Source organism: Hydrogenophaga pseudoflava NBRC 102511 (genome assembly GCF_001592285.1).
Lineage (GTDB): Bacteria > Pseudomonadota > Gammaproteobacteria > Burkholderiales > Burkholderiaceae_C > Hydrogenophaga > Hydrogenophaga pseudoflava.
The window spans coordinates 19,621-38,040 of the sequence record NZ_BCWQ01000012.1; the positions used below are offsets into that span (position 1 = coordinate 19,621).

Genomic DNA, 18,420 nt, shown 5'->3' on the forward strand with positions numbered 1-18,420 from the left:
GTCTGGCCGGGGAGGGCGCACGACGAACCAGGCTGGATCAGCCCTTAATGGTCGTGGTTTTGATGGAGATTGCGCGCGCAGCAACACCGGCCATGGCGGCGGGTGCGGTGTTCAGGGAGAACGGGCTGGCGTCAAACATAGCCCGCAATTGTAGTTCACGCCCCTTGACGTGAATCTGACCGCCGGTCAGGCGTTGTGTGGCCGCACCAGATAGATGGCCGTTCCCTGCGACCAGGCCAGCAGCCGGTCGATGTTGGGGTGCTTGCCAGGGTTCGCCATGGCGTCTGCGGTGTGTTCGCCATACCACTGCAGACCGAGTACCGCGGCTTCGGGCGTGATGGTGCCGCCGTACTGCTTGGCGAGCGCGTGGTAGACCGCCAGCGAGCCGGTCTGACCAGGCTGGTTGTGGATGCTGGCCACCAGGGCGCCGCTGGCGTCGAGCAGGTCCAGCGACGCAAGGTGGGCGACCGACGGAAGGGATCTGAGGCGTTCGGCAAAATTCATGGCTGCATTGTCGCTGTGCCACCGCACCACAGAAAGTCCGTCCATGACGTCTTCAGAGGCCACCACATCCTTCTATCCCATCGGAACGCCGGGCAAGCCCTGGGGCCCGGAAGAGCGGGCCCTCTGGCGCTCGCGCCAGCGGCGACAGCGCTCCCACCGCGACGACGTGGTGGCGGCGGTGGACCGGTTGCGCGGTCATTTCGACGTGCAGACCTATGGAGAGGTGGAGTCCGGCGACGGGCGTCTGCCGTTGCTGGCCGTTCGCAGTCGGGGGTGGGGCAGCGACTTGCCGGTCGTCCTGGTCACCGGCGGTGTGCATGGCTACGAGACCAGTGGCGTTCATGGCGCCCTGCAGTTCCTGGCGCAGGATGCCGCGGCGTTCAGTGACCGGGTCAACCTGCTGGTGGTGCCTTGCGTCAGTCCATGGGCCTATGAGCGCGTCCAGCGCTGGAACCACGATGCCGTCGACCCCAACCGCTCGTTCCGCGAGCCGAGCCCGGCGCCCGAGTCGGCGGCGCTGATGCGTCTGGTCGCGCCGTTCAAAGGGCGGTTCATCGCTCACATCGACCTGCACGAAACCACCGACAGCGACGAATCCGAGTTCCGGCCGGCCAAGGCGGCCCGCGACGGCGAGGCCTTCGAACCCGGCACGATTCCCGATGGCTTCTATCTGGTGGACGACACCGAGAACCCCCAACCCGGGTTCCAGCAGGCCATCATCGACGAGGTCTCCAGGGTCACGCACATCGCGCCCGCAGATGCGGCTGGTGGCATCATCGGCTCGCCCTTGGTGGCGCCCGGTGTGATCCGGTATCCGTTGCGCGAGCTTGGCCTGTGCGCCAGCATCACGGGCGCGCGCTACACCACGACCACCGAGGTGTACCCGGACAGCCCGCGGGCGACACCGTCCCAATGCAATCTGGCGCAGACCACGGCAGTGCGCGCAGCGATCAGCTTCGCACTCGCCAGCCGGGGTGGCTAACCGTCGATCTCCACCGCTTCCACCTCGATCACGCCCTCGAACAGGTCGATGGCCGTGGCTGCGACCTGTGCGGTGTCGTAGTACGCGTAGGCCCCCATGCCGACAGCGCCGACCACCGGAATCCAGCGCGCCACGCCTCTGCCCGCGGCCTTCTGTGCCAGCCTGGCGCCGATCCGCCGCGTGATCGTGCGGATCAGCACCGGCGAGGCGCGCCGCACCAGCGTGCGCTGGCCGACACGGACCACCAGGTCGCGCACCCCTTGCGCCGCTGTGTGCTGGAACAGGCAGTACACCACCTGCTCGGGCGTGAGCGTGGCGTGTTTGCCGTAGAGCGCTGCGATGTCGGCCACCATCTGCCGCTGGATCTTCCAGACGCCCATCATCTCCGGCAGGATGGTCAGCCAGCCCACCACGCCGGGTGGCAGCGCCAGCGCGCCTGCGGCCAGCGCGGCCTTGGCCGCCGCAGCGTTGGCCGCCTTGCGGGCGTCGTCCATGGGTGCGCTGCTCACCGGCTCCCGGGAGGAGGGCACCTTGCCGATCAGCGACAGCAGCGCCCGACCGATGGGCGAAGCGTCCGGAATGCTGGCGGGTTCCGCGTCGATGGCTTTTCGGGGGCGTCGGGTCATGGCGGGAGCGGGTGGGTTGGCGGCGGGCATGAACTGTGAATCAAGTGTCCTCCGTTTTGCGGCTGGTGCACAGGGCGAGTGAATAAGCGGGTTTTCGCCGCGCTGATCCGGACTTAGGCTTGGGCGCTTGCTTCGTATCCTGCAAGTGATATTCCCTCCGGAGCCCCCCATGAGCCTGAGTACCACGCTGCACGACGTCAACGAGCGCGCGCAGCTCACCAGCAACAACCAGTTCGAGCTGATGCTGTTTCGCCTGGGCGAGGCGCCCGGCAGCGACCGCCGCGAGCTGTTCGGCATCAACGTCTTCAAGGTGCGCGAAATCCTGGTCATGCCCAAGATCACGGGCATCGCCAACGCACCGCCACAGGTGCTGGGCGTGGCCAACATCCGTGGCCAGATCATTCCTGTGATCGACCTGCCCGCCATGGTCGGCTGCACGCCCAAGCGCGGGCACAGCATCCTGATGGTCACCGAGTACGCCCGCACCACCCAGGCCTTTGCCGTGGAGGAAGTGGATGAGATCGTGCGGCTGGAGTGGAGCGACGTGCTGGCCGCCGAAGGCAATGGCGGTGACCTGGTGACCAGCATTGCCAAGCTGGCGGGCGAGAACGGCAGCACGCGTCTGGTGCAGGTGCTGGACGTGGAGCAGATTCTGCGCAGCGTGATGCCGGCAGCTGCCAACGAGACCGCCCTCGACGCCGTGGGCGACCAGGTGGTCCTGCCCCCCGGTTCGATCGTGCTGGCCGCCGACGATTCGCCGGTCGCGCGCATGCTGATCGAGCAGGGGCTGGGTGCCATGGGGGTGAGCTTTGTCATGACCAAGACCGGGCAGGAGGCCTGGGACCGGCTGCAGTCGATCGACGACGAAGCCCGCGCCGAGGGTCGTTCGGCCGCCGACCGTGTGGCCCTGGTGCTGACCGACCTGGAGATGCCGGTCATGGACGGCTTCACACTCACGCGCAACATCAAGCAGGACCCGCGTTTCAAGTCCATCCCGGTGGTCATCCATTCCTCCCTCACCGGTTCGACCAACGAGGCCCATGTGCAGTCCGTGGGCGCTGACGCCTACGTGGCCAAGTTCGTGGCTTCGGAGCTGGCGTCGGCCCTGAGGAAGGTGCTCGTGCACTGAGCACCCCGGTTCCGGGCGATTCAGAGTCCCCGGGGCGCCTGGGCCTGCACGCAGGGCAGGCAGAAGCGGAAGAGTGCACCCTGGCCGATCTCGGCCTGTCCGTTGATCGAGCCCCCGTGGCGCTGCAGGATGCGCTGCACGATTGCCAGCCCGATGCCCGTGCCCTCGAACTCGTGCGGACGGTGCAGCCGCTGGAAGGGCTGGAACAGCTGGTCGGCGTACTGCATGTCGAACCCGGCGCCGTTGTCCTGCAGCTCGAACCAGCACATGCGGTCGATCTCGCCGCTGCCACTCAGTTCGATCACCGCCATGTCCCGCCGCGCGGTGTACTTCCATGCGTTGCCCAGCAGGTTCTGCAGCACCAGCCGCAGCAGCCCCGGATCGGCCTGCACCCACAACCCGGGCACGATGCGCCAGTCGGCCTGACGGTCCGGGTCGGCCCGCTGCAGCTCGTTGGCGACCCCCTGCGCCATGGCGCTCAGGTTCACCTGCTGCAGGTCCAGATCCCCCCGGCTGTGCTGGGCCATGGACAGCAGATCGGTGATCAGCGAGCCCATGCGGCCGGCGTTGAACTGGATGCGCTGGAGCGAAGTGCGGCCCTGCTCGCTGAGCTTCTCCGCCTCGGTCTCCAGCAGCAGCGTGGAAAAGCCCTGGATGCTGCGCAGCGGCGTGCGCAGGTCGTGCGACACCGAGTAGGTGAACGACTCCAGCTCCTTGTTGAGGTCCTGCAGCGCCCGTGTGCGCTCGGTCACCCGCTGGTCCAGCTCGGCGTTCAGTCGCTCCAGGGCCTGCTGGGCTTCGCGCAGCTCGGTGACGTCGGTGTAGGTGGTGACAAAGCCGCGGATCTGCCCGTCGATGCTCAGGGCGCTGCCCACGATCTCCAGCGTGCGCCCGTTCGGGCGCTGGCGGATCAGCCGGTGCGGCAGGAACTGGCGCGCCAGCGCAGCCGCTTCGACCACCTTGGCCTCCACGTCCACTTCACCGTACTCGCCGCGCTGGGCGTTGCTGCGGGCCACATCCTCGAAGGTCACCCCCGGTTTCATCAGACCCTCGGGGAGGTCCAGCAGCTGCTCGAAACTGCGGTTCCACAGCCGTATCACCAGGTGCTCGTCGATCACCGTCACACCCTGCGGCAGCGCGTTGATCACGGCGTCCAGATAGACCGCCAGGCGGCGGGATTCCTGCTCGGAGCGCTTGCGTTCGGTGACGTCGGTGTAGATCGAGACGAATCCGCCGGTGGGTAAGGGGGTACCGCGAATTTCGATCACGGTGCCGTCGGGCCGCTGGCGTTCGAACACATGCGGTTGCAGTGACCTGGCGCGATCACTCACCGCCTGTGCCTGCTGTTCGGGGTCGCCTGGTCCGTATTCACCCCGCCGTGCGTTGAACAGGGCAAAGTCGTACAGCGTGGGCATGCCGTGGGCGAACAGCTCGTCCGGAAAATCCAGCAGCTTGCGCGCCTGCTGGTTGTAGGCCACCAGACGCTGCCCGGCATCGAACATCGTGACTCCGCTGGGCAGGTGGTCGATGATGCTTTGCAGAACGGTGTGGTGGAGGGTGGACAGCATGGACCCGGGAGTCTGGTCAGGTCGGTGGCGGATCTTCCCGGAGCAGGCTATCACAGGGCCTCTGCGCTTGCCACACCTCTTTGGGGTTGTGCCATGGCAGGGTTTCTGCCGCTGGACTAGCATGGGCTCATGAGCACCAACACCCCTTACATCCCCCCCGCTGTCTGGACCTGGGACCAGGCCAATGGCGGTCAGTTCGCCAACATCAACCGCCCCATCGCCGGCCCCACGCACGACAAGGCCCTGCCGGTGGGCAAACACCCGCTGCAGCTGTATTCGATGGCCACGCCCAACGGCGTGAAAGTGACCGTGATGCTCGAAGAGCTGCTGGCTCTGGGCCACAGCGGCGCCGAATACGACGCCTGGCTGATCAAGATCAGCGAGGGCGACCAGTTCTCCAGCGGCTTCGTCGAGGTCAACCCCAACTCCAAGATCCCGGCCCTGCTGGACCGCAGCACCGAACCGCCGACGCGCGTGTTCGAGTCTGGCTCCATCCTGCTGTACCTGGCCGAGAAGTTCGGTGCCTTCCTGCCCAAGGCGCACGGGCCGCGCACCGAGGCGCTGAACTGGCTGTTCTGGCAGATGGGCTCTGCCCCCTACCTGGGCGGCGGTTTCGGGCACTTCTACGCCTACGCGCCCGAGAAGTTCGAGTACCCCATCAACCGCTTCGCCATGGAGACCAAGCGCCAGCTCGACGTGCTCAACCGCCACCTGGCCACGCACACCTTCATGGCGGGTGACGAATACAGCATCGCCGACATCGCCATCTATCCGTGGTACGGCGCCCTGGTCGAGGGCAAGATCTACAACGCGGGCGAGTTCCTCTCGGTGCACGAGTACACGCACGTGCTGCGCTGGGCGCAGACCATCGGCGAACGCCCGGCCGTGCAGCGTGGCCGCCGCATCAACCGCGTGTGGGGCGACGAGGCAGGGCAGGTGCCCGAGCGGCACTGAAGCGGCCCCGCCAGCGGTGCTTCGGAGTCAACGCGCGGCGTCGACCGGCGTCGGGGCGGGCACCGTCACCGTGAGCTCGCGCAACACACCGCCGCTGGCCACATCACCCTGCACCCGGCCTTCGCCCCGCACCATGCGTTCGCACATGTCGCGCTCGGTGCCCGCCGGGTGCACCTGGCAGCGCACCAGGGCGTTGCGGGTCAGCGTGGCGGCATCGGGTGTGGGCGCACGCTGACCCTGCAGCGCCTCCTGGCGCACCGCTCCGGCTTCGCGCAGGCAGTCCTGCCGCGCCACGGGATCGGTGAGCAACAGGCAGGCCTGGCGGTCGGCCTGGTATTGCGCCTGCACGGACGGCCGGTCGCCCGCGGCCCACGCAGGGACGAGGGATCCACAGAGGGCGACGGAGAAAACGCTGCAAGCCAGTGCATTCATGGTGGGTCTCCTGTGATGGTGGACCGATCATCCCTGAACCCGCAGAGCCCGCGCGTCCGACGAAGCCTGAGGCGCGTGTAGGACAAAGCCGCAGGTCAGCAGGCAAACACGCTCAGGTACAGGGGCGTGGCGTTGTTCACGGGCCTCAGCGGCAGCCGGGTGCCGCCGGTGGAGAGGATGCTGGCCAGCTCTTCGGCGGCGCGGGCTTCCGTGGCGGTTTCATATCGCACCTCGCTGCGGGTGATGCCATAGCCCGGACTGGCGTTGATGGACGGCGCCAGTTCCCTGACCCGCACCTGTATGCCAGCGATGCGTTCCCTGAGCGTTTTCTGGACCCACTGGGCCTTGCTTTCATTGGCGGCCGCCGAGACCCCGGCGCAGTAGAAGACATCCACCCGGTATGCAGCCAGGGGACTCTCCCGTGCAAGGGGCTTTTCCGCCCGCCGCAGCACGTCGGCTTCCAGTGCCTTCTGCTCGGTCCTGAAAGTCGCTTCCTTGTTGGCGGCCTCGATCAGCTCCTGCTGCTTGGCCGGCGGCGCGCCCAGGGACAGCGCGCGGATCAGGCCCACCCGAAGCTCGGACTCCACCGGGTCGTTCGTGGACAGCAGGCTTTCGACCAGCGCGCGCGCCGCCTCGACATGCCGGTCCTCGCCTTTCTGCAGGGAGACCGACACCTTGTCGAACAACTGCAGCCGCATCTGCTCGCGCGAGCCGCGCTCCTCGCGCTGATCGCGGTTCGTGGCCAGCAGGGACTGCAGCTTTTCGATGGCCAGCTTCTGCTCGTCGAAGGCCAGCTTCTGCTGCTGGGAGTTGAAGTTCAGCCAGAAACCCAGTGCCGCCAGCACCATCGTCAGCACCAGATTCAGCTTGACCAGCCAGCCCTCTTTGGCCGGTGGCTTGTCGTTCGTGTCGCCCATGGAAACCTCCGAATGGTTGGTGAGAGGTGCTGCCAAGCTACTCCTCAACGCAGGCCTGCGCCTCCCTCATTCAGGGGGGAGTGGCCGGGCATTTTTGGGATCACACTTGCAGCTCCCACGGCTTGTGAAGGAGCAGACCCATGAACGCTTCGACGCCACGCCAGATCGTGCTCTGCTGCGACGGGACCAACAACAACCTCACTGGCGGCGAGAACGACACCAACGTCGTGCGGCTGTGCCAATTGCTCCGCACCCACGGCGATGAGCAGCAGCTGGTGTTCTACGACCCCGGCGTCGGCAACCCGGGCGAGCTGCCCGGCGCCACCGTGTGGGACAGCATCAACCGCTACGGCGAGCGGTTGGCCGGCCTGGCCTTCGGCCGCGGGGTCTACGAGAACATGGCCGAGTGCTACCAGTTCCTCATGTCGAGCTACCAGCCCGGCGACGAGCTCTACGTCTTCGGCTTTTCGCGCGGGGCCTTCACGGCGCGCAGTGTTGCGGGGCTGGTGAACATGTTCGGCATCCTGCAGCCGCACATGGTCTCGATGGTGCCGTCGCTGCTGCACGTCTACTTCTCGGACCGCGACAGCCGCGGCGACAGCGCGCGCCGCATCGCCCGGCAGGCCACGCAGCTGTTCGCCGACCCCTTCGAACAGCACGTCAACATCCACTTCGTGGGCGTCTGGGACACGGTGGCGTCTGTCGGCATGCCGCCGTTTTCCAAACAGTTCACCGCGCGCGCCGACGTGGGCGGCAAGCGCTTCCTCAACGTCCGGCAGGCGCTGGCCCTGGACGAATACCGCGCGCAGTTCGCTCCCCGGCAGTACGTCGACCCCAACGGCCAGTACCGGTCCGACCGCGGTCTGCCCGTGTCGCTGAAACAGCTCTGGTTCTCTGGCGCTCATTGCGACGTGGGGGGCGGCTACACGCCCGACCGACTGGCGCTGGCCGACCGGGCCATGGGGTGGCTGGTGGGCGAGGCCGTGCAATGCGGCCTTCGCCTGAACGCGGCAGACGGTCAGCCCATGACCGACCAGCAGGTGCTGCAAGCGCTGTACGCCGACCCGTCCAGCCCCAAACCGCTGGTGCCCGTGGCCCACAGCGAACTGCACCGCACCCCGCTGTGGGCCGTCACCGGCATGGCGGTGCGCACCCCGGGGCTGGTGGACGACGGCGCCGGTGGCCGGCAGACCATCCCCGCCGAAGAACACCCCAGCGTGCAGTCCCTTGCCGTGGCCTACCCGAAAGACACCGACTGGGCGCGGCCCCAGCCCTGGTGGCCCATCCTGGGCTGGGGCCTGGCCTTCCTGGTGCTGTACGGCGGCATCGGGCAGATGCTGCTCAAGGGCGAGTACTACGCGCAGCAGAACTTCTGGGCCGACCTGTGGCAGGCGCTCTCCAGCTACCCGGCGTTTCTGGCCACCAACCTGGACTTCGTGCGCTGGCAGATGCTGTGGTTTTACGACGGTCTCGCCGCCGTTGAGCGGGGCCAGATCTGGGAAGGACTGATCACCGGTCTGCAGCAGGTGAACCTGTTCGGCTCACCGCGCTGGTCGCTGCTGTGGGACCTGGGGCTGATCGTGGCCTACGCCCAGGTGCTGTCGCGTTTCTGCGTGGCCGGGTTCGCGCGCGGGGCCGGGCTGCGGCGCGTGGGCCAGCCCGTTTCGCGCTGGCTCAACCGCCTGGGCTGGGCGCTGCCGCTGATGGTGTTTTCCGACGTCGGCGAAAACCTGTTCACCTGGCTCACGATCACGCTCACCCACAGCGAATACTTCTTCGTCGCGGCCTTCACTGGCGTGCTGATGTCGCTGCTGGCGCTGCTGAAGTGGGTCGGGCTGGTGGGGGTGGTGTGGCTGGTTTTGTGGCCGGGCAGGGCGGGAGGTCGGGGCGCAGGGTGGACCTGACCCCTCCAGACGCGTAGGATGGTCCGCCTGTCCACCGCTACGGCGCAGATGAGGCCCATGGAACCTGAACTGGATCGCGACGAATACCGTCCCCCCGAACCTTCCCGCACTCCCTCCCTGATCGTGGCGGCCATCGTGCTCGCCCTCGTGGCCGCAGGCGGCTACTACGCCTGGAAGCGCTACCAGGCGGTGCCCGCACCCGAAGCCGCACCGGTGGCCGCCGCCCCGGCCGCGCCCGCCGAGCCCGCACCGCCGCCAGCCCCCGCCGCATCGCCGGCCGCGCCCGCGGTCGAACACCCCATCGACGCCGCCGAACCCGGCGCCGACGGCCTGGCCGACAAGGAACCCTTGCCTGCGCTGGCCGACGCCGGGCCGCAGGTGAACCAGATGCTGGAGCGCCTGATCGGCCGCAAGAACGTGCTCAACTTCCTGCAGATCGACGGCTTCCTGTCCCACGCGGTGGCCACCGTGGACAACCTCGCACGGCCACACGCGCCGGTCACCGTCTGGCCCGTCAGCCCCACGCCGCAACGCTTCACCACCCAGCGCAACAGCGCCGACGGCACCGAGACCATCCACCCCGACAACAGCCGGCGCTACCAGCCACTGGTGGGCCTGATCGAGTCGATCGACACGGCCCAGGCGGTGGGCATGTACCGCCGCCTCTACCCGCTGTTCCAGCAGGCTTATGCGGAACAGGGCTTCCCGGGGCGCTACTTCAACGACCGGCTGGTGCAGGTGATCGACCACCTGATCGACACGCCCGTGCCCGCGCAGGCGCCGGCGGTCCATCTGGTGGAAGTCAAAGGCTCCGTGCCTTCGCAACGGCCCTGGGTGCGCTACGAGTTTGCCGACCCGCAGCTGCAGAACCTGTCGGCCGGGCGCAAGATCCTCATCCGCGTCGGGCCCGACAACCAGCGGCGCTTGCAGGCCAAGCTGGCCGACCTCCGCCAGCATCTGGTGAAGAAGTAGACCCCGCGCACCCGACCTGAAACGGTTCAGGCCTGCCACACCCCGAAGCCCGCCGAGCGCAGGTCGATGCCGATCTCGACCTCGCGCTGCTGCGCATCCTCATAGGACATCGGGTTGAAACCCTCGTACAGGTCCGGCAGCAGGCGCAGGCCGTACTTCATGACATAGCCATTCGCCTGGATGCCCGCTTTGTGCTTGTCGAACCGCACATCCGGGTCCAGCCCCGTCATGCCCACGTACACGCACGGCTTGCCCTGGACATAGCCCGGATTGCACTGACGGAACTTGCGCTCCTGCAGCACATCCGGGTGCAGCTCGATCACGTAGACGTGGTGGTGGGGGCGGGGCATGGGCGTTTGGGCAGCGTCGCTCGGCACTGCGGGAAATTCACGCAACCCCAGAACGACGAGCCGCCGCTTCTGGGTGAACGTTCTACCATCTTCACGCCGCAGCTCGCACAGGTCGGGCGCCAGTATTCGCCTTCGGTCGCCACAGCCAGCAGTTCGGCCTGCTGTTCGGGCGTGCGGTGGCGGATCATTCGCAGCAGACTGCCGCCATCCTGCGCGTTGATGCCGTTGGCCTTGGCGAACGCGAGGGCGTCGTTGGTGAAGCTTGATGAAGTGGCATAGGTGCCGCGCTTGAGACCGTGCGACGCCATGACACCCAGAAACTCGCGCATCTCTCGCACGCCCACCGGCTTGCCCTGCCAGTGCTTGCACTGCACCACCGCCACCGGCCCCTCGGCGTTTTTCGAGTGCAGCCAGATGTCCACCCCGCCGTCGGCACCGTGCGACTGGCTGCGCGTCTCGAAACCCGCCTGCGCAAACAGCGCCTCGACCAGCGCCTCGAAGCGGCGCCACTCGATCCTGGACAGCACGTCGTCGCTCCACGATGCCAACGCGGGCGGCTGCTCGTCGAGTGCCGGTGCCTGGACCGATGCTGCGCGCTCGGCGGGCTTCCGCGTCAGTGCATGAACCGCCAGCAGCACCGCACCGATGCCCATCGCCAGCAGCGCAGGAATCCGGACGCCCTGAGCCACCGCATTCAGGACCGGACTTCCGTTCACAAACAAGGGTGCGGCCAGCATCACGACGCCCAACACCAGTGCGGCCAGACCTTTTTCGAGAAACAGCGCCGACTGTCGTTTGCGTGAATTCCGTCCGTGACGTCTGCTCCGACCCATTGATATCCTTCCACTGCTTGCAGCGGCCGATGATGCCGCACAGAGAACCGGGGAGGACACCATGCACAAGACTTGCGGTGCCAAGGCACACGTGCAGCCACTTTTCATCGTTCTGGCGTTGATCGCTCCTGCGACTGAGATAGCCCCCTGAACCTCCGGACCCGTCCTATCGCTTATCTTTGAAGATAGGAGTAGGACTGTGAGTACGACTAGGCATACGGACACTGTTGAAGTCATCTTGAAAGACCAGCGCCGCAGGCGCTGGTCCCCCGCGGAGAAAGCAGCGCTGGTGCGGCGCACCTACGAACCGGGCATGAGCGTGTCGCTGGTGGCACGCCAGGAAGGCGTTGCAGCCAGCTTGCTTTTCCAGTGGAGAAAGCTCGATCGCCAAGGCGCCCTGACGGCCGTCAGTGCCGGCGAGGCCGTGGTGCCGGCATCGGAGCTGGCCGCAGCCCGGGCCGAGATCGCCAAGCTGCAGCGGGTGCTGGGCAAGAAGACCCTGGAGAACGAGATCCTCAAGGAAGCCGTGGAGTACGCCGCTGAAAAAAAGTGGATTGCGCGCTCGCCCTTGTTGCCCGGGGACGACCAATGAAGACGGTCTGCCGGGTGCTGGGCGTGGCGCGCTCGCATGTGTACGAGCTGCATCACCGCAGCGAGGACTGGCGCGATGGCCGCAAGGGGCGCACGCCAGCGGGTGATGCACAGTTGCTGGCCGAGATCAGGCAGCAGATCAGCGATCTGCATTCATTTCGACGGTTATGTAAAACATGAGAAACAGTTTTGGCCGCTTGGAGCGATTTTTGCCCTAGCCGCACAAAGTGCGAACACAGCTCCACCCACTGCAGCCGTTGCAGCGGAGCCAGTTGCCCAAAGGCTCGCAGGCGTTCGACGCTGACGTAGTAAGTGCGGTTGCCTCGGTCAAAGGGCGAGTTTGACCGAGGGGCGCACATTGAAGCTCAAGCCCCTGAGTCGTCCAGCAGTGGCTGTACCGCAACCAGCAACCCCGGCAGCGCGTTTTGAACCGTATCCCAGACCACGCCCAGATCGATATCGAAGTACCCGTGCGCGATCCGGTTGCGCATGCCGCGCATGCTGCGCCAGGGAATCTGCGCTTGGGCGTTGGCGAAATCGGGGTAACGGTCCATCACCTTGGTGGCCGCTTCGCCCAGCACGATCAGGCTCATGACCACCGCTTGCTGCGTGCGTTTGTCAGCCAGAAACTCGTCCCGGCTCATGCCCTCGACGAAGCCGACGGCGTCTGCGGCGGCTTGCCGCATGTGTTGAAGGTAGTCCGGCAGGCGGTTTTCGTTCATACCGGGCGGGCTTCGGCCAGTACCTGCGCGCGGAAGCTCGCAGGCAAGTCCTTGGGGGTTCTCACGTCCACCCGCAGGCCCATCAGCTCTTCCAGCTCGTCCTGCAAGCCGCCCAGGTCAAACAGCGTGGTCCCGGGCAGCGGGTCCACCAGCAGGTCCAGATCGCTGCCCTCGGTGTCGCGGCCCTGCAGCACCGAGCCGTACACCCTTGGATTGCTCACGCGATAGCGCCGCGCGGCGCTGCAGACGGCATCGCGGTGTTGGGCAAGGGCTTGGGAAGGGCGCATGGGCGTAGTGTAGGTGGCCGAGGTTGGCAGGTAAACGAGCACGTTCCCGCAAAAAGCGGGCATCATGCCGCCCAGGGAAACAAAAAGACACAAGTGAGATGGCCACACTGATACCCGCCCTGGGGAGTTGCGTTGCACGCATGACGCCGGGCGAACGCCGCACAGCTGAGCGGCTGGAACAGAAACTCGACGCCGACTACCTGCTCTGGTACGACGTGGCCGTTGGCCCCCGCTACCTGCACCCGGACTTTGTCGTCATGCACCCGCGCCGGGGCATCCTGATCCTGGAGGTCAAGGACTTCCGGCTCTCCACCCTCATCCAGGCCAACAAGCAGACCTGGGACATCCACGGCGAGCTCGGCCCCAAGACCATTCCCAACCCGCTGGAGCAGGCCCGGCAGTACGCGCACCAGGTGGTCAACGCGCTGGAGCGCGACCCGCAGCTGGTGCAGCCCGAAGGCCGGCACCAGGGCAAGCTGGCCTTTCCGTGGAGTTACGGCGTGGTGCTGCCCAACATCACCCGCGCGCAGTTCGACAAGGCCGAACTCGCCCACGCCATCGAACCGCACCGCGTCATCTGCCAGGACGAGATGGGCGAACACGTGGAGTCCGAGGCGCTGCAAAGCCGCCTGTGGGACATGTTCCCCTTCATGATGGGCGGCGTCATGTCGCTGCCGCAGATGGACCGGGTGCGCTGGATCATGTTCCCCGAGGTGCGCCTGCAGGTGACCGGCGAGCTGTTTGATGACGCTGACGAAGCCGCCGAACTGCCCAGCATCATGCGGGTGATGGACCTGCAGCAGGAGCAGCTGGCCCGCAGCCTGGGCGACGGGCACCGCGTCATCCACGGCGTGGCCGGTTCGGGCAAGACCATGCTGCTGGGCTACCGCGCCGAGCACCTGGCCAAAGCCCAGACCGCCACCAGCAAACCCATCCTCATCCTCTGCTACAACGAGCCGCTGGCCCGACAGATTGCCCGCGTGATGGCCGCCAAAGGCATTGCCGACCGTGTGCACGCCGTGCACTTCCACAAGTGGTGTCGACAGCAATTGGTGGCCTACGGGCAAGACCTGCCCCCCAAGAACCTGCCTTGGGACGCCTTCTTTGAAGACATGGTCCAGCGCGTCATCACCGGCGTGGACCGCCGCCAGATCCCCAGCGGGCAATACCAGGCCGTGCTGATTGACGAAGGCCACGACTTCGCGCCCGAATGGCTGCGCCTGGTGGTGCAAATGGTGGACCCCACCACCAACAGCCTGCTCGTGCTGTACGACGACGCGCAGAGCATCTACGACCGCACGCAGAAGAGCAAAAACTTCAGCTTCAAGAGCGTGGGCATCCAGGCGCAGGGGCGCACCACCATCCTCAAGATCAACTACCGCAACACGCGGCAGATCCTGCAAACCGCCAGCTTGGTTGCGGCTGATCTACTCACGGCCGAAGACAAGGACGACGACGGCGTGCCGCTGCTCAAGCCCGTGAGCTGCGGGCGCGACGGCGAGGCGCCGCTCATCGTGTGCCTGCCCACCCTGCGCGAAGAGGTGGCCCAGGTGGCCGAGCTGCTGGCCTCCGCCCACCGCGAAGGCCACGCCTGGGCCGACATGGCCATCCTTTGCCGCCACCACAGCGAAATGGACATGTGCGCCGAATTCCTGCGCAAACGCAAGCTGCCGCACCAAGTGCGCCGCAAGTCATCCAGCGTGTTCGACCCCGCGCACGACAGCATCAAGGTGATGACGCTGCACGTCAGCAAAGGGCTGGAGTTCCCGGTGGTGGCGCTGGTGGGTGCCGGGCGCATGCCCGCCGAGGGCGAAGACGAGCGCGAGGAAGCGCGGCTGTTCTATGTGGGGGCCACGCGGGCGACGCAGCGGTTGGTGATTGGGGCGAGTGGTTCAGGTGGCTTTGCCAGTCGCCTTGCGCAATAAGTACAGATAGGAGGACCGATGGCTAGCAAACCAAACAGCAGCCGCCTGGCGGTGATGATCGACGCCGACAACGCACAGGCGGCGCTGGTACAGGAGCTGATGTCCGAAATTTCCCGTTACGGAACCGCAACGATCAAGCGCGCATACGGTGACTGGACGACCACGAACCTAACGCCCTGGAAGACAGTTCTACATGCAAATGCGGTACAGCCGATCCAGCAGTTCCGGTACACGACGGGCAAGAACGCGACCGATTCTGCATTGATCATCGACGCCATGGATGTTCTGCACGCTGGAGTCGTGGATGGCTTCTGCCTGGTGTCGTCTGACAGTGACTTCACCCGGCTGGCGACCCGCATCCGAGAGGCTGGCTTGGAGGTCTATGGGTTTGGTGAGCGACACACGCCAGAGCCCTTCGTGGCAGCTTGCGACAAGTTCATCTATCTGGAGATCCTGCGGCAGAAGCCGGCGGACCCCCAAGCGGCCGCAGCCGAACGCGTTGACGTGCCTGTCAAGGAGCTGGTGCAGCTCCAGCCTTTGATGATTGCCGCTATCGACGCGAACGCCCGTGAGGATGGTTGGGCGCCTCTGGGTGGCGTGGGCGGGCACATTGGCAAGGTTCACCCGTCATTCGACGCGCGGAACTACGGGTTCAAGAAACTGAGCGATCTGGTGCGCACGTTGAACTATGTGGAGGTCAAGGACACTCCGGTGACACGTCCCGACGGCGTGGTCCTTAACAACCCACAGATTCGAATGAAGCGTGTTGCACGCTGAATGTGGGTGCCTGATGTCGCCAAGACGTACTTAGCTTGTATGCCTCTCGAGAGCGCAAGCGTAAGACTCTTCTTTGGATGGGCTATGGGGCTGCGCGGAGGCAGGCTCGAAGGCCCTCGTAAGTTCGTAAACCGTATGATGGGATGCTACGGTCGGATACTGGTCGTGAAACTTCTCAGTTGAGTTTCTAGTTTGTTTTCAATAAACACCTGCCCTACAGATCTTAAATTTAATGAGTGCATTCGTGGTTGCGTCAGATGCTATTGATGGGATTAGGTGTCCTCCGTTTTTGAAATGGGCGGGCGGAAAGCGTTGGCTCGTTGAGCAACATTCGAATCTGTTTCCCGGCTCGTGGAGTCGATTTATTGAGCCATTTGTTGGGAGTGGTGCAGTTTTTTTTGGTTTGACGCCTGCGAGAGCAATTCTGGCTGACAAAAATGAGCGATTGATTGAATCTTATCGGGCTATTAGGGATAATTGGCTCGAGGTCAGTCAGTTATTGAGGCATCACCAGAACAAACATTGTTCAGCATACTATTATGAGATGCGGGCGAAGAAGCTTCGAAAGCCGGAGTCGCGTGCTGCTCAGTTTATTTATCTCAATCGAACTTGCTGGAATGGTTTGTATCGCGTTAATAAAAAAGGTGAGTTCAATGTTCCAGTGGGTACAAAACAGAACGTAGTGCTCGCAGCTGATGACTTTGAGGAAGTCTCAAGAAGGCTGCAAAAGGCGGACTTGATAGCGGGTGATTTTGAGTTGGCGATGAATCAAGCTTGCAAGGGTGACTTTGTCTTTGTAGACCCGCCATATACGGTCAAGCATAACCTAAACGGATTTGTAAAATATAATGAGCATATATTTTCATGGGAAGATCAATTGCGTCTGAGAGAGTCCGTAAAGAATGCGAAGGCTCGTGGTGCTTATGTTTTTGTGACCAATGCATATCATGACAGCATCGTTCGTCTTTACGAGGATATTGGTGAAATTCAAGTGCTCAATAGAGCTAGTGTGATTTCTGGCAAGGCTTCAGCGAGAGGCAGGTATGAGGAGGTTGTTATAAAATGCTTCAATGGATAAAAACTATAATACCGTGGATCTCATTCCTTCGGTTTTTGAAGGTTGCATTGTCTTGGGTCCCATTGATTCAGTGCTTGACGTACTTTTCACTTCCTGTTCACAGGGTTGTGCTTAAGAAGTTCACAGTATTGCTGATACTGACTAGTTTGCCAATAATTTATACAGCGTTTTTGTCCCCTGTTCCTCAGGGTGCAGGTCAGATATTTGAGAAGCTATTTTTGCAGCTGAAAGGTGCTGTGAATGCATCAGAATTGTTTGTGTATACGGCGACGTTCTTGACGCCAATACTTTATGTTGTTTATGAGGGCTATACTGATGTTTCAGGAGAGGAGCTTAAGCGAAGGATCGCGGAAGGCGTAAGAGGCGTCTACAAGGGATTCGGATTGGTCGCTTTTTTGTCTTTTTTGGTAATGCTCTCCACGGCTGTGGCTTATGGCTCATTGAAAAACAATCCGGATACCTTTAAGTCCTCCTTCTTGTCCTACTTTTTGGTTGAATACTCTGCATGGATCTACGTTTTCTCTTTGTTTTGTTGGTATCTGACCTTGCTCTATGAGGCTAGAACTGCTGGTGATTTCGTGGAAACAAACCGAAACAGTGAAGATGCGGTGTCTAATGCGTTTCAAAGTCGGATTGCAGGAAAGGGGTGACTGGAACTATGAAAAATGCTCTTCAGCTTTCTGTTTTGAAAGTCCGGCAACCTATTGGTGATTTTTATATTGCATCAATTCCTGCGAAAGACTTGGTTGAGATTTCTTACTCTGATGTTCGTAGACTTGTTAGGGATCAGCGGGATCTTGAGATGTTTTTGGGGATTCAGCGGCCGGTGAGTCCTAAGCGAATTAAAGAAATAAAGCAATATATCGATGGTGATGATGCTACGTTCCCGACCTCCGTTATCTTGGCGGTGGATGAGCGTTGCGCTGAGTATGAGTCTATTACTGATAGTCTCGGCACGCTCTCGCTACGACCGTTTCAGGGCGAAGGCGATGAGGAGGCAATCCCGTTTGAAAGAATTGCGAAAGTCATTGATGGGCAGCACAGAATAGCTGCTTTTATGGATGAGGAAGGAAATTGGTGCTTGGATTTTTCTGACAAGCCATTCGAAATAAATGTTGCGATTTTTGTTGGTGCAGATGTTTCTGAGCAGGCGAATATTTTCGCAACTGTGAATCTGGCGCAGACAAAGGTTAATAAGAGTTTGGTTTATGATCTTACCGAGTTGGCCTTATCTCCGAGTCCTCATAAAACTTGTCACAACGTGGCAGTGTCTCTTGATAGAGAAAAATCGAGTCCCTTTTATCATCGCATCAAAAGGCTTGGTACCGCGACGCCCGGTCGAAAAAAGGAACCGTTGACGCAAGCATCTTTTGTTGAGGCTCTGATTAAGTTCTTGTCTGCTAATCCTGTGCAAGATAGAAATATGCTGCTTGCGGGTAAAAAAATTGGTAGAGCTTCGCTGGGTGATCTTGAAAGGCTCCCTTTTAGGAACTTATTCCTTGAGGGCAAAGAGGTGGATATTACCGAGATTGTCTACAATTACTTTTGCGCCATTCGAAATAAATGGCCGAAGTCTTGGGAGGATAAAGATCGAGTGGGAAATCTGCTGCCGCGATCAAATGCATTTAAAGCATTTATGGTTTATCTTCGCGAAGATATTTATCCCAAATTGGATGCGAGACGAGAAGGGCGGGTTCCTTCGATTGATGAGTTCTCTCGCTGTCTAGATCACATCAGCTTAGTCGATTCGGACTTTACTACGAGAAATTTTGCACCGGGGAGTGGTGGTCAGGCGACCTTTTTAAGGATGCTGCGCGGTGAACTATTGTTGGCAGATCTGATAGGCGATTGAGAATTGCATAAAAAAGG

19 protein-coding genes and 1 pseudogene are annotated in these 18,420 nt (G+C 62.8%); 11 read left to right on the forward strand and 9 right to left on the reverse strand.

Going from position 1 to position 18,420, the window contains the following annotated elements; translation table 11 throughout:
* Positions 1-186: 186 nt before the first annotated feature.
* Complete coding sequence (locus tag HPS01S_RS15045; protein WP_066158160.1) at positions 187-504, reverse strand: DUF2322 family protein; 318 nt, start codon at positions 502-504, stop codon at positions 187-189.
* Positions 505-547: 43 nt separating this feature from the next.
* On the opposite strand from HPS01S_RS15045, the gene HPS01S_RS15050 reads away from it, so the two are divergent.
* Entirely contained in the window at positions 548-1,486 is a 939-nt protein-coding gene (locus HPS01S_RS15050) for a M14 family metallopeptidase (protein ID WP_066157833.1), read from the forward strand.
* Here the strand turns inward: HPS01S_RS15050 and HPS01S_RS15055 are convergent.
* Positions 1,483-2,112: a hypothetical protein gene (locus HPS01S_RS15055; RefSeq protein WP_066158161.1), complete on the reverse strand. Its 630-nt coding sequence runs from the start codon at positions 2,110-2,112 to the stop codon at positions 1,483-1,485. The two genes, HPS01S_RS15050 and HPS01S_RS15055, sit on opposite strands and share 4 nt — an antisense overlap.
* 169 nt (positions 2,113-2,281) lie before the next feature.
* On the opposite strand from HPS01S_RS15055, the gene HPS01S_RS15060 reads away from it, so the two are divergent.
* Positions 2,282-3,241: a chemotaxis protein gene (locus HPS01S_RS15060; RefSeq protein WP_066157837.1), complete on the forward strand. Its 960-nt coding sequence runs from the start codon at positions 2,282-2,284 to the stop codon at positions 3,239-3,241.
* A gap of 20 nt (positions 3,242-3,261) precedes the next feature.
* Here the strand turns inward: HPS01S_RS15060 and HPS01S_RS15065 are convergent, their stop codons facing one another.
* Complete coding sequence (locus tag HPS01S_RS15065) at positions 3,262-4,809, reverse strand: sensor histidine kinase (protein ID WP_066157840.1); 1,548 nt, start codon at positions 4,807-4,809, stop codon at positions 3,262-3,264.
* Between the two features lie 129 nt (positions 4,810-4,938).
* Between HPS01S_RS15065 and yghU the strand changes: the two genes are divergently transcribed.
* On the forward strand, positions 4,939-5,763 hold the full coding sequence (gene yghU / locus HPS01S_RS15070; RefSeq protein ID WP_066157843.1) for a glutathione-dependent disulfide-bond oxidoreductase: 825 nt from the start codon (positions 4,939-4,941) through the stop codon (positions 5,761-5,763).
* 27 nt (positions 5,764-5,790) lie between these two features.
* Here the strand turns inward: yghU and HPS01S_RS15075 are convergent, their stop codons facing one another.
* Both HPS01S_RS15075 and HPS01S_RS15080 read right to left on the reverse strand, forming a co-directional pair.
* A complete protein-coding gene (locus HPS01S_RS15075; protein ID WP_066157845.1) occupies positions 5,791-6,195 on the reverse strand; it encodes a hypothetical protein in 405 nt (134 codons plus the stop codon).
* A gap of 95 nt (positions 6,196-6,290) precedes the next feature.
* Positions 6,291-7,112: a hypothetical protein gene (locus tag HPS01S_RS15080; protein ID WP_066157847.1), complete on the reverse strand. Its 822-nt coding sequence runs from the start codon at positions 7,110-7,112 to the stop codon at positions 6,291-6,293.
* Between the two features lie 140 nt (positions 7,113-7,252).
* On the opposite strand from HPS01S_RS15080, the gene HPS01S_RS15085 reads away from it, so the two are divergent.
* A complete protein-coding gene (locus HPS01S_RS15085) occupies positions 7,253-9,016 on the forward strand; it encodes a T6SS phospholipase effector Tle1-like catalytic domain-containing protein (protein ID WP_066157849.1) in 1,764 nt (587 codons plus the stop codon).
* A gap of 57 nt (positions 9,017-9,073) precedes the next feature.
* Complete coding sequence (locus tag HPS01S_RS15090) at positions 9,074-9,988, forward strand: DUF3014 domain-containing protein (protein ID WP_084397407.1); 915 nt, start codon at positions 9,074-9,076, stop codon at positions 9,986-9,988.
* 26 nt (positions 9,989-10,014) lie between these two features.
* Here HPS01S_RS15090 and HPS01S_RS15095 read toward each other — a convergent pair whose 3' ends face one another.
* Positions 10,015-10,338: a hypothetical protein gene (locus HPS01S_RS15095; protein WP_066157851.1), complete on the reverse strand. Its 324-nt coding sequence runs from the start codon at positions 10,336-10,338 to the stop codon at positions 10,015-10,017.
* On the reverse strand, positions 10,308-11,171 hold the full coding sequence (locus HPS01S_RS15100) for a restriction endonuclease (RefSeq protein WP_066157854.1): 864 nt from the start codon (positions 11,169-11,171) through the stop codon (positions 10,308-10,310). The genes HPS01S_RS15095 and HPS01S_RS15100 overlap by 31 nt, the downstream gene beginning before the upstream one ends.
* Positions 11,172-11,370: 199 nt before the next feature.
* On the opposite strand from HPS01S_RS15100, the pseudogene HPS01S_RS15105 reads away from it, so the two are divergent.
* Positions 11,371-11,933: pseudogene (locus HPS01S_RS15105) on the forward strand (transposase); the annotation flags it as partial.
* A gap of 194 nt (positions 11,934-12,127) precedes the next feature.
* On the opposite strand, the gene HPS01S_RS15110 reads toward HPS01S_RS15105, so the two are convergent.
* Positions 12,128-12,484 carry a HepT-like ribonuclease domain-containing protein gene (locus tag HPS01S_RS15110; protein WP_066157862.1) on the reverse strand — a complete coding sequence of 119 codons (357 nt, stop codon included), beginning with the start codon at positions 12,482-12,484 and terminating at the stop codon, positions 12,128-12,130.
* The gene (locus HPS01S_RS15115; protein ID WP_066158165.1) at positions 12,481-12,771 is read right to left on the reverse strand and encodes a nucleotidyltransferase family protein; all 291 of its coding nucleotides are present in this window, start codon (positions 12,769-12,771) and stop codon (positions 12,481-12,483) included. Before HPS01S_RS15115 ends, HPS01S_RS15110 begins: the two co-directional genes overlap by 4 nt.
* A 98-nt stretch (positions 12,772-12,869) precedes the next feature.
* Here HPS01S_RS15115 and HPS01S_RS15120 point away from each other — a divergent pair, with 98 nt between their 5' ends.
* From HPS01S_RS15120 to HPS01S_RS21610, 5 genes are all read left to right on the forward strand, one after another.
* Complete coding sequence (locus HPS01S_RS15120) at positions 12,870-14,696, forward strand: 3'-5' exonuclease (protein WP_174545256.1); 1,827 nt, start codon at positions 12,870-12,872, stop codon at positions 14,694-14,696.
* Positions 14,697-14,714: 18 nt separating this feature from the next.
* Entirely contained in the window at positions 14,715-15,473 is a 759-nt protein-coding gene (locus HPS01S_RS15125; protein WP_066157868.1) for an NYN domain-containing protein, read from the forward strand.
* A gap of 232 nt (positions 15,474-15,705) precedes the next feature.
* On the forward strand, positions 15,706-16,551 hold the full coding sequence (locus HPS01S_RS21605; protein ID WP_084397409.1) for a DNA adenine methylase: 846 nt from the start codon (positions 15,706-15,708) through the stop codon (positions 16,549-16,551).
* Between the two features lie 107 nt (positions 16,552-16,658).
* Positions 16,659-17,201, forward strand: a complete 543-nt coding sequence (locus HPS01S_RS21840) for a hypothetical protein (protein ID WP_157576337.1) — start codon at positions 16,659-16,661, stop codon at positions 17,199-17,201.
* An 8-nt stretch (positions 17,202-17,209) separates the two neighbouring features.
* A complete protein-coding gene (locus HPS01S_RS21610) occupies positions 17,210-18,403 on the forward strand; it encodes a DGQHR domain-containing protein (protein WP_084397411.1) in 1,194 nt (397 codons plus the stop codon).
* Positions 18,404-18,420: the final 17 nt, after the last annotated feature.

Excerpts from the sequence above, each read along its gene's own strand:
- HPS01S_RS21605 (WP_084397409.1), top strand. The coding sequence starts at position 15,706 with ATGAGTGCATTCGTGGTTGCGTCAGATGCTATTGATGGGATTAGGTGT.
- HPS01S_RS15060 (WP_066157837.1), top strand. The coding sequence starts at position 2,282 with ATGAGCCTGAGTACCACGCTGCACGACGTCAACGAGCGCGCGCAGCTC.
- HPS01S_RS15085 (WP_066157849.1), top strand. The coding sequence starts at position 7,253 with ATGAACGCTTCGACGCCACGCCAGATCGTGCTCTGCTGCGACGGGACC.
- HPS01S_RS21610 (WP_084397411.1), top strand. The coding sequence starts at position 17,210 with ATGAAAAATGCTCTTCAGCTTTCTGTTTTGAAAGTCCGGCAACCTATT.
- HPS01S_RS15075 (WP_066157845.1), bottom strand. The coding sequence starts at position 6,195 with ATGAATGCACTGGCTTGCAGCGTTTTCTCCGTCGCCCTCTGTGGATCC.
- HPS01S_RS15095 (WP_066157851.1), bottom strand. The coding sequence starts at position 10,338 with ATGCCCCGCCCCCACCACCACGTCTACGTGATCGAGCTGCACCCGGAT.
- yghU (WP_066157843.1), top strand. The coding sequence starts at position 4,939 with ATGAGCACCAACACCCCTTACATCCCCCCCGCTGTCTGGACCTGGGAC.
- HPS01S_RS15110 (WP_066157862.1), bottom strand. The coding sequence starts at position 12,484 with ATGAACGAAAACCGCCTGCCGGACTACCTTCAACACATGCGGCAAGCC.
- HPS01S_RS15065 (WP_066157840.1), bottom strand. The coding sequence starts at position 4,809 with ATGCTGTCCACCCTCCACCACACCGTTCTGCAAAGCATCATCGACCAC.
- HPS01S_RS15125 (WP_066157868.1), top strand. The coding sequence starts at position 14,715 with ATGGCTAGCAAACCAAACAGCAGCCGCCTGGCGGTGATGATCGACGCC.
- HPS01S_RS15090 (WP_084397407.1), top strand. The coding sequence starts at position 9,074 with ATGGAACCTGAACTGGATCGCGACGAATACCGTCCCCCCGAACCTTCC.
- HPS01S_RS15050 (WP_066157833.1), top strand. The coding sequence starts at position 548 with ATGACGTCTTCAGAGGCCACCACATCCTTCTATCCCATCGGAACGCCG.
- HPS01S_RS15055 (WP_066158161.1), bottom strand. The coding sequence starts at position 2,112 with ATGACCCGACGCCCCCGAAAAGCCATCGACGCGGAACCCGCCAGCATT.
- HPS01S_RS15120 (WP_174545256.1), top strand. The coding sequence starts at position 12,870 with ATGGCCACACTGATACCCGCCCTGGGGAGTTGCGTTGCACGCATGACG.
- HPS01S_RS15045 (WP_066158160.1), bottom strand. The coding sequence starts at position 504 with ATGAATTTTGCCGAACGCCTCAGATCCCTTCCGTCGGTCGCCCACCTT.
- HPS01S_RS15080 (WP_066157847.1), bottom strand. The coding sequence starts at position 7,112 with ATGGGCGACACGAACGACAAGCCACCGGCCAAAGAGGGCTGGCTGGTC.
- HPS01S_RS15100 (WP_066157854.1), bottom strand. The coding sequence starts at position 11,171 with ATGGGTCGGAGCAGACGTCACGGACGGAATTCACGCAAACGACAGTCG.
- HPS01S_RS15115 (WP_066158165.1), bottom strand. The coding sequence starts at position 12,771 with ATGCGCCCTTCCCAAGCCCTTGCCCAACACCGCGATGCCGTCTGCAGC.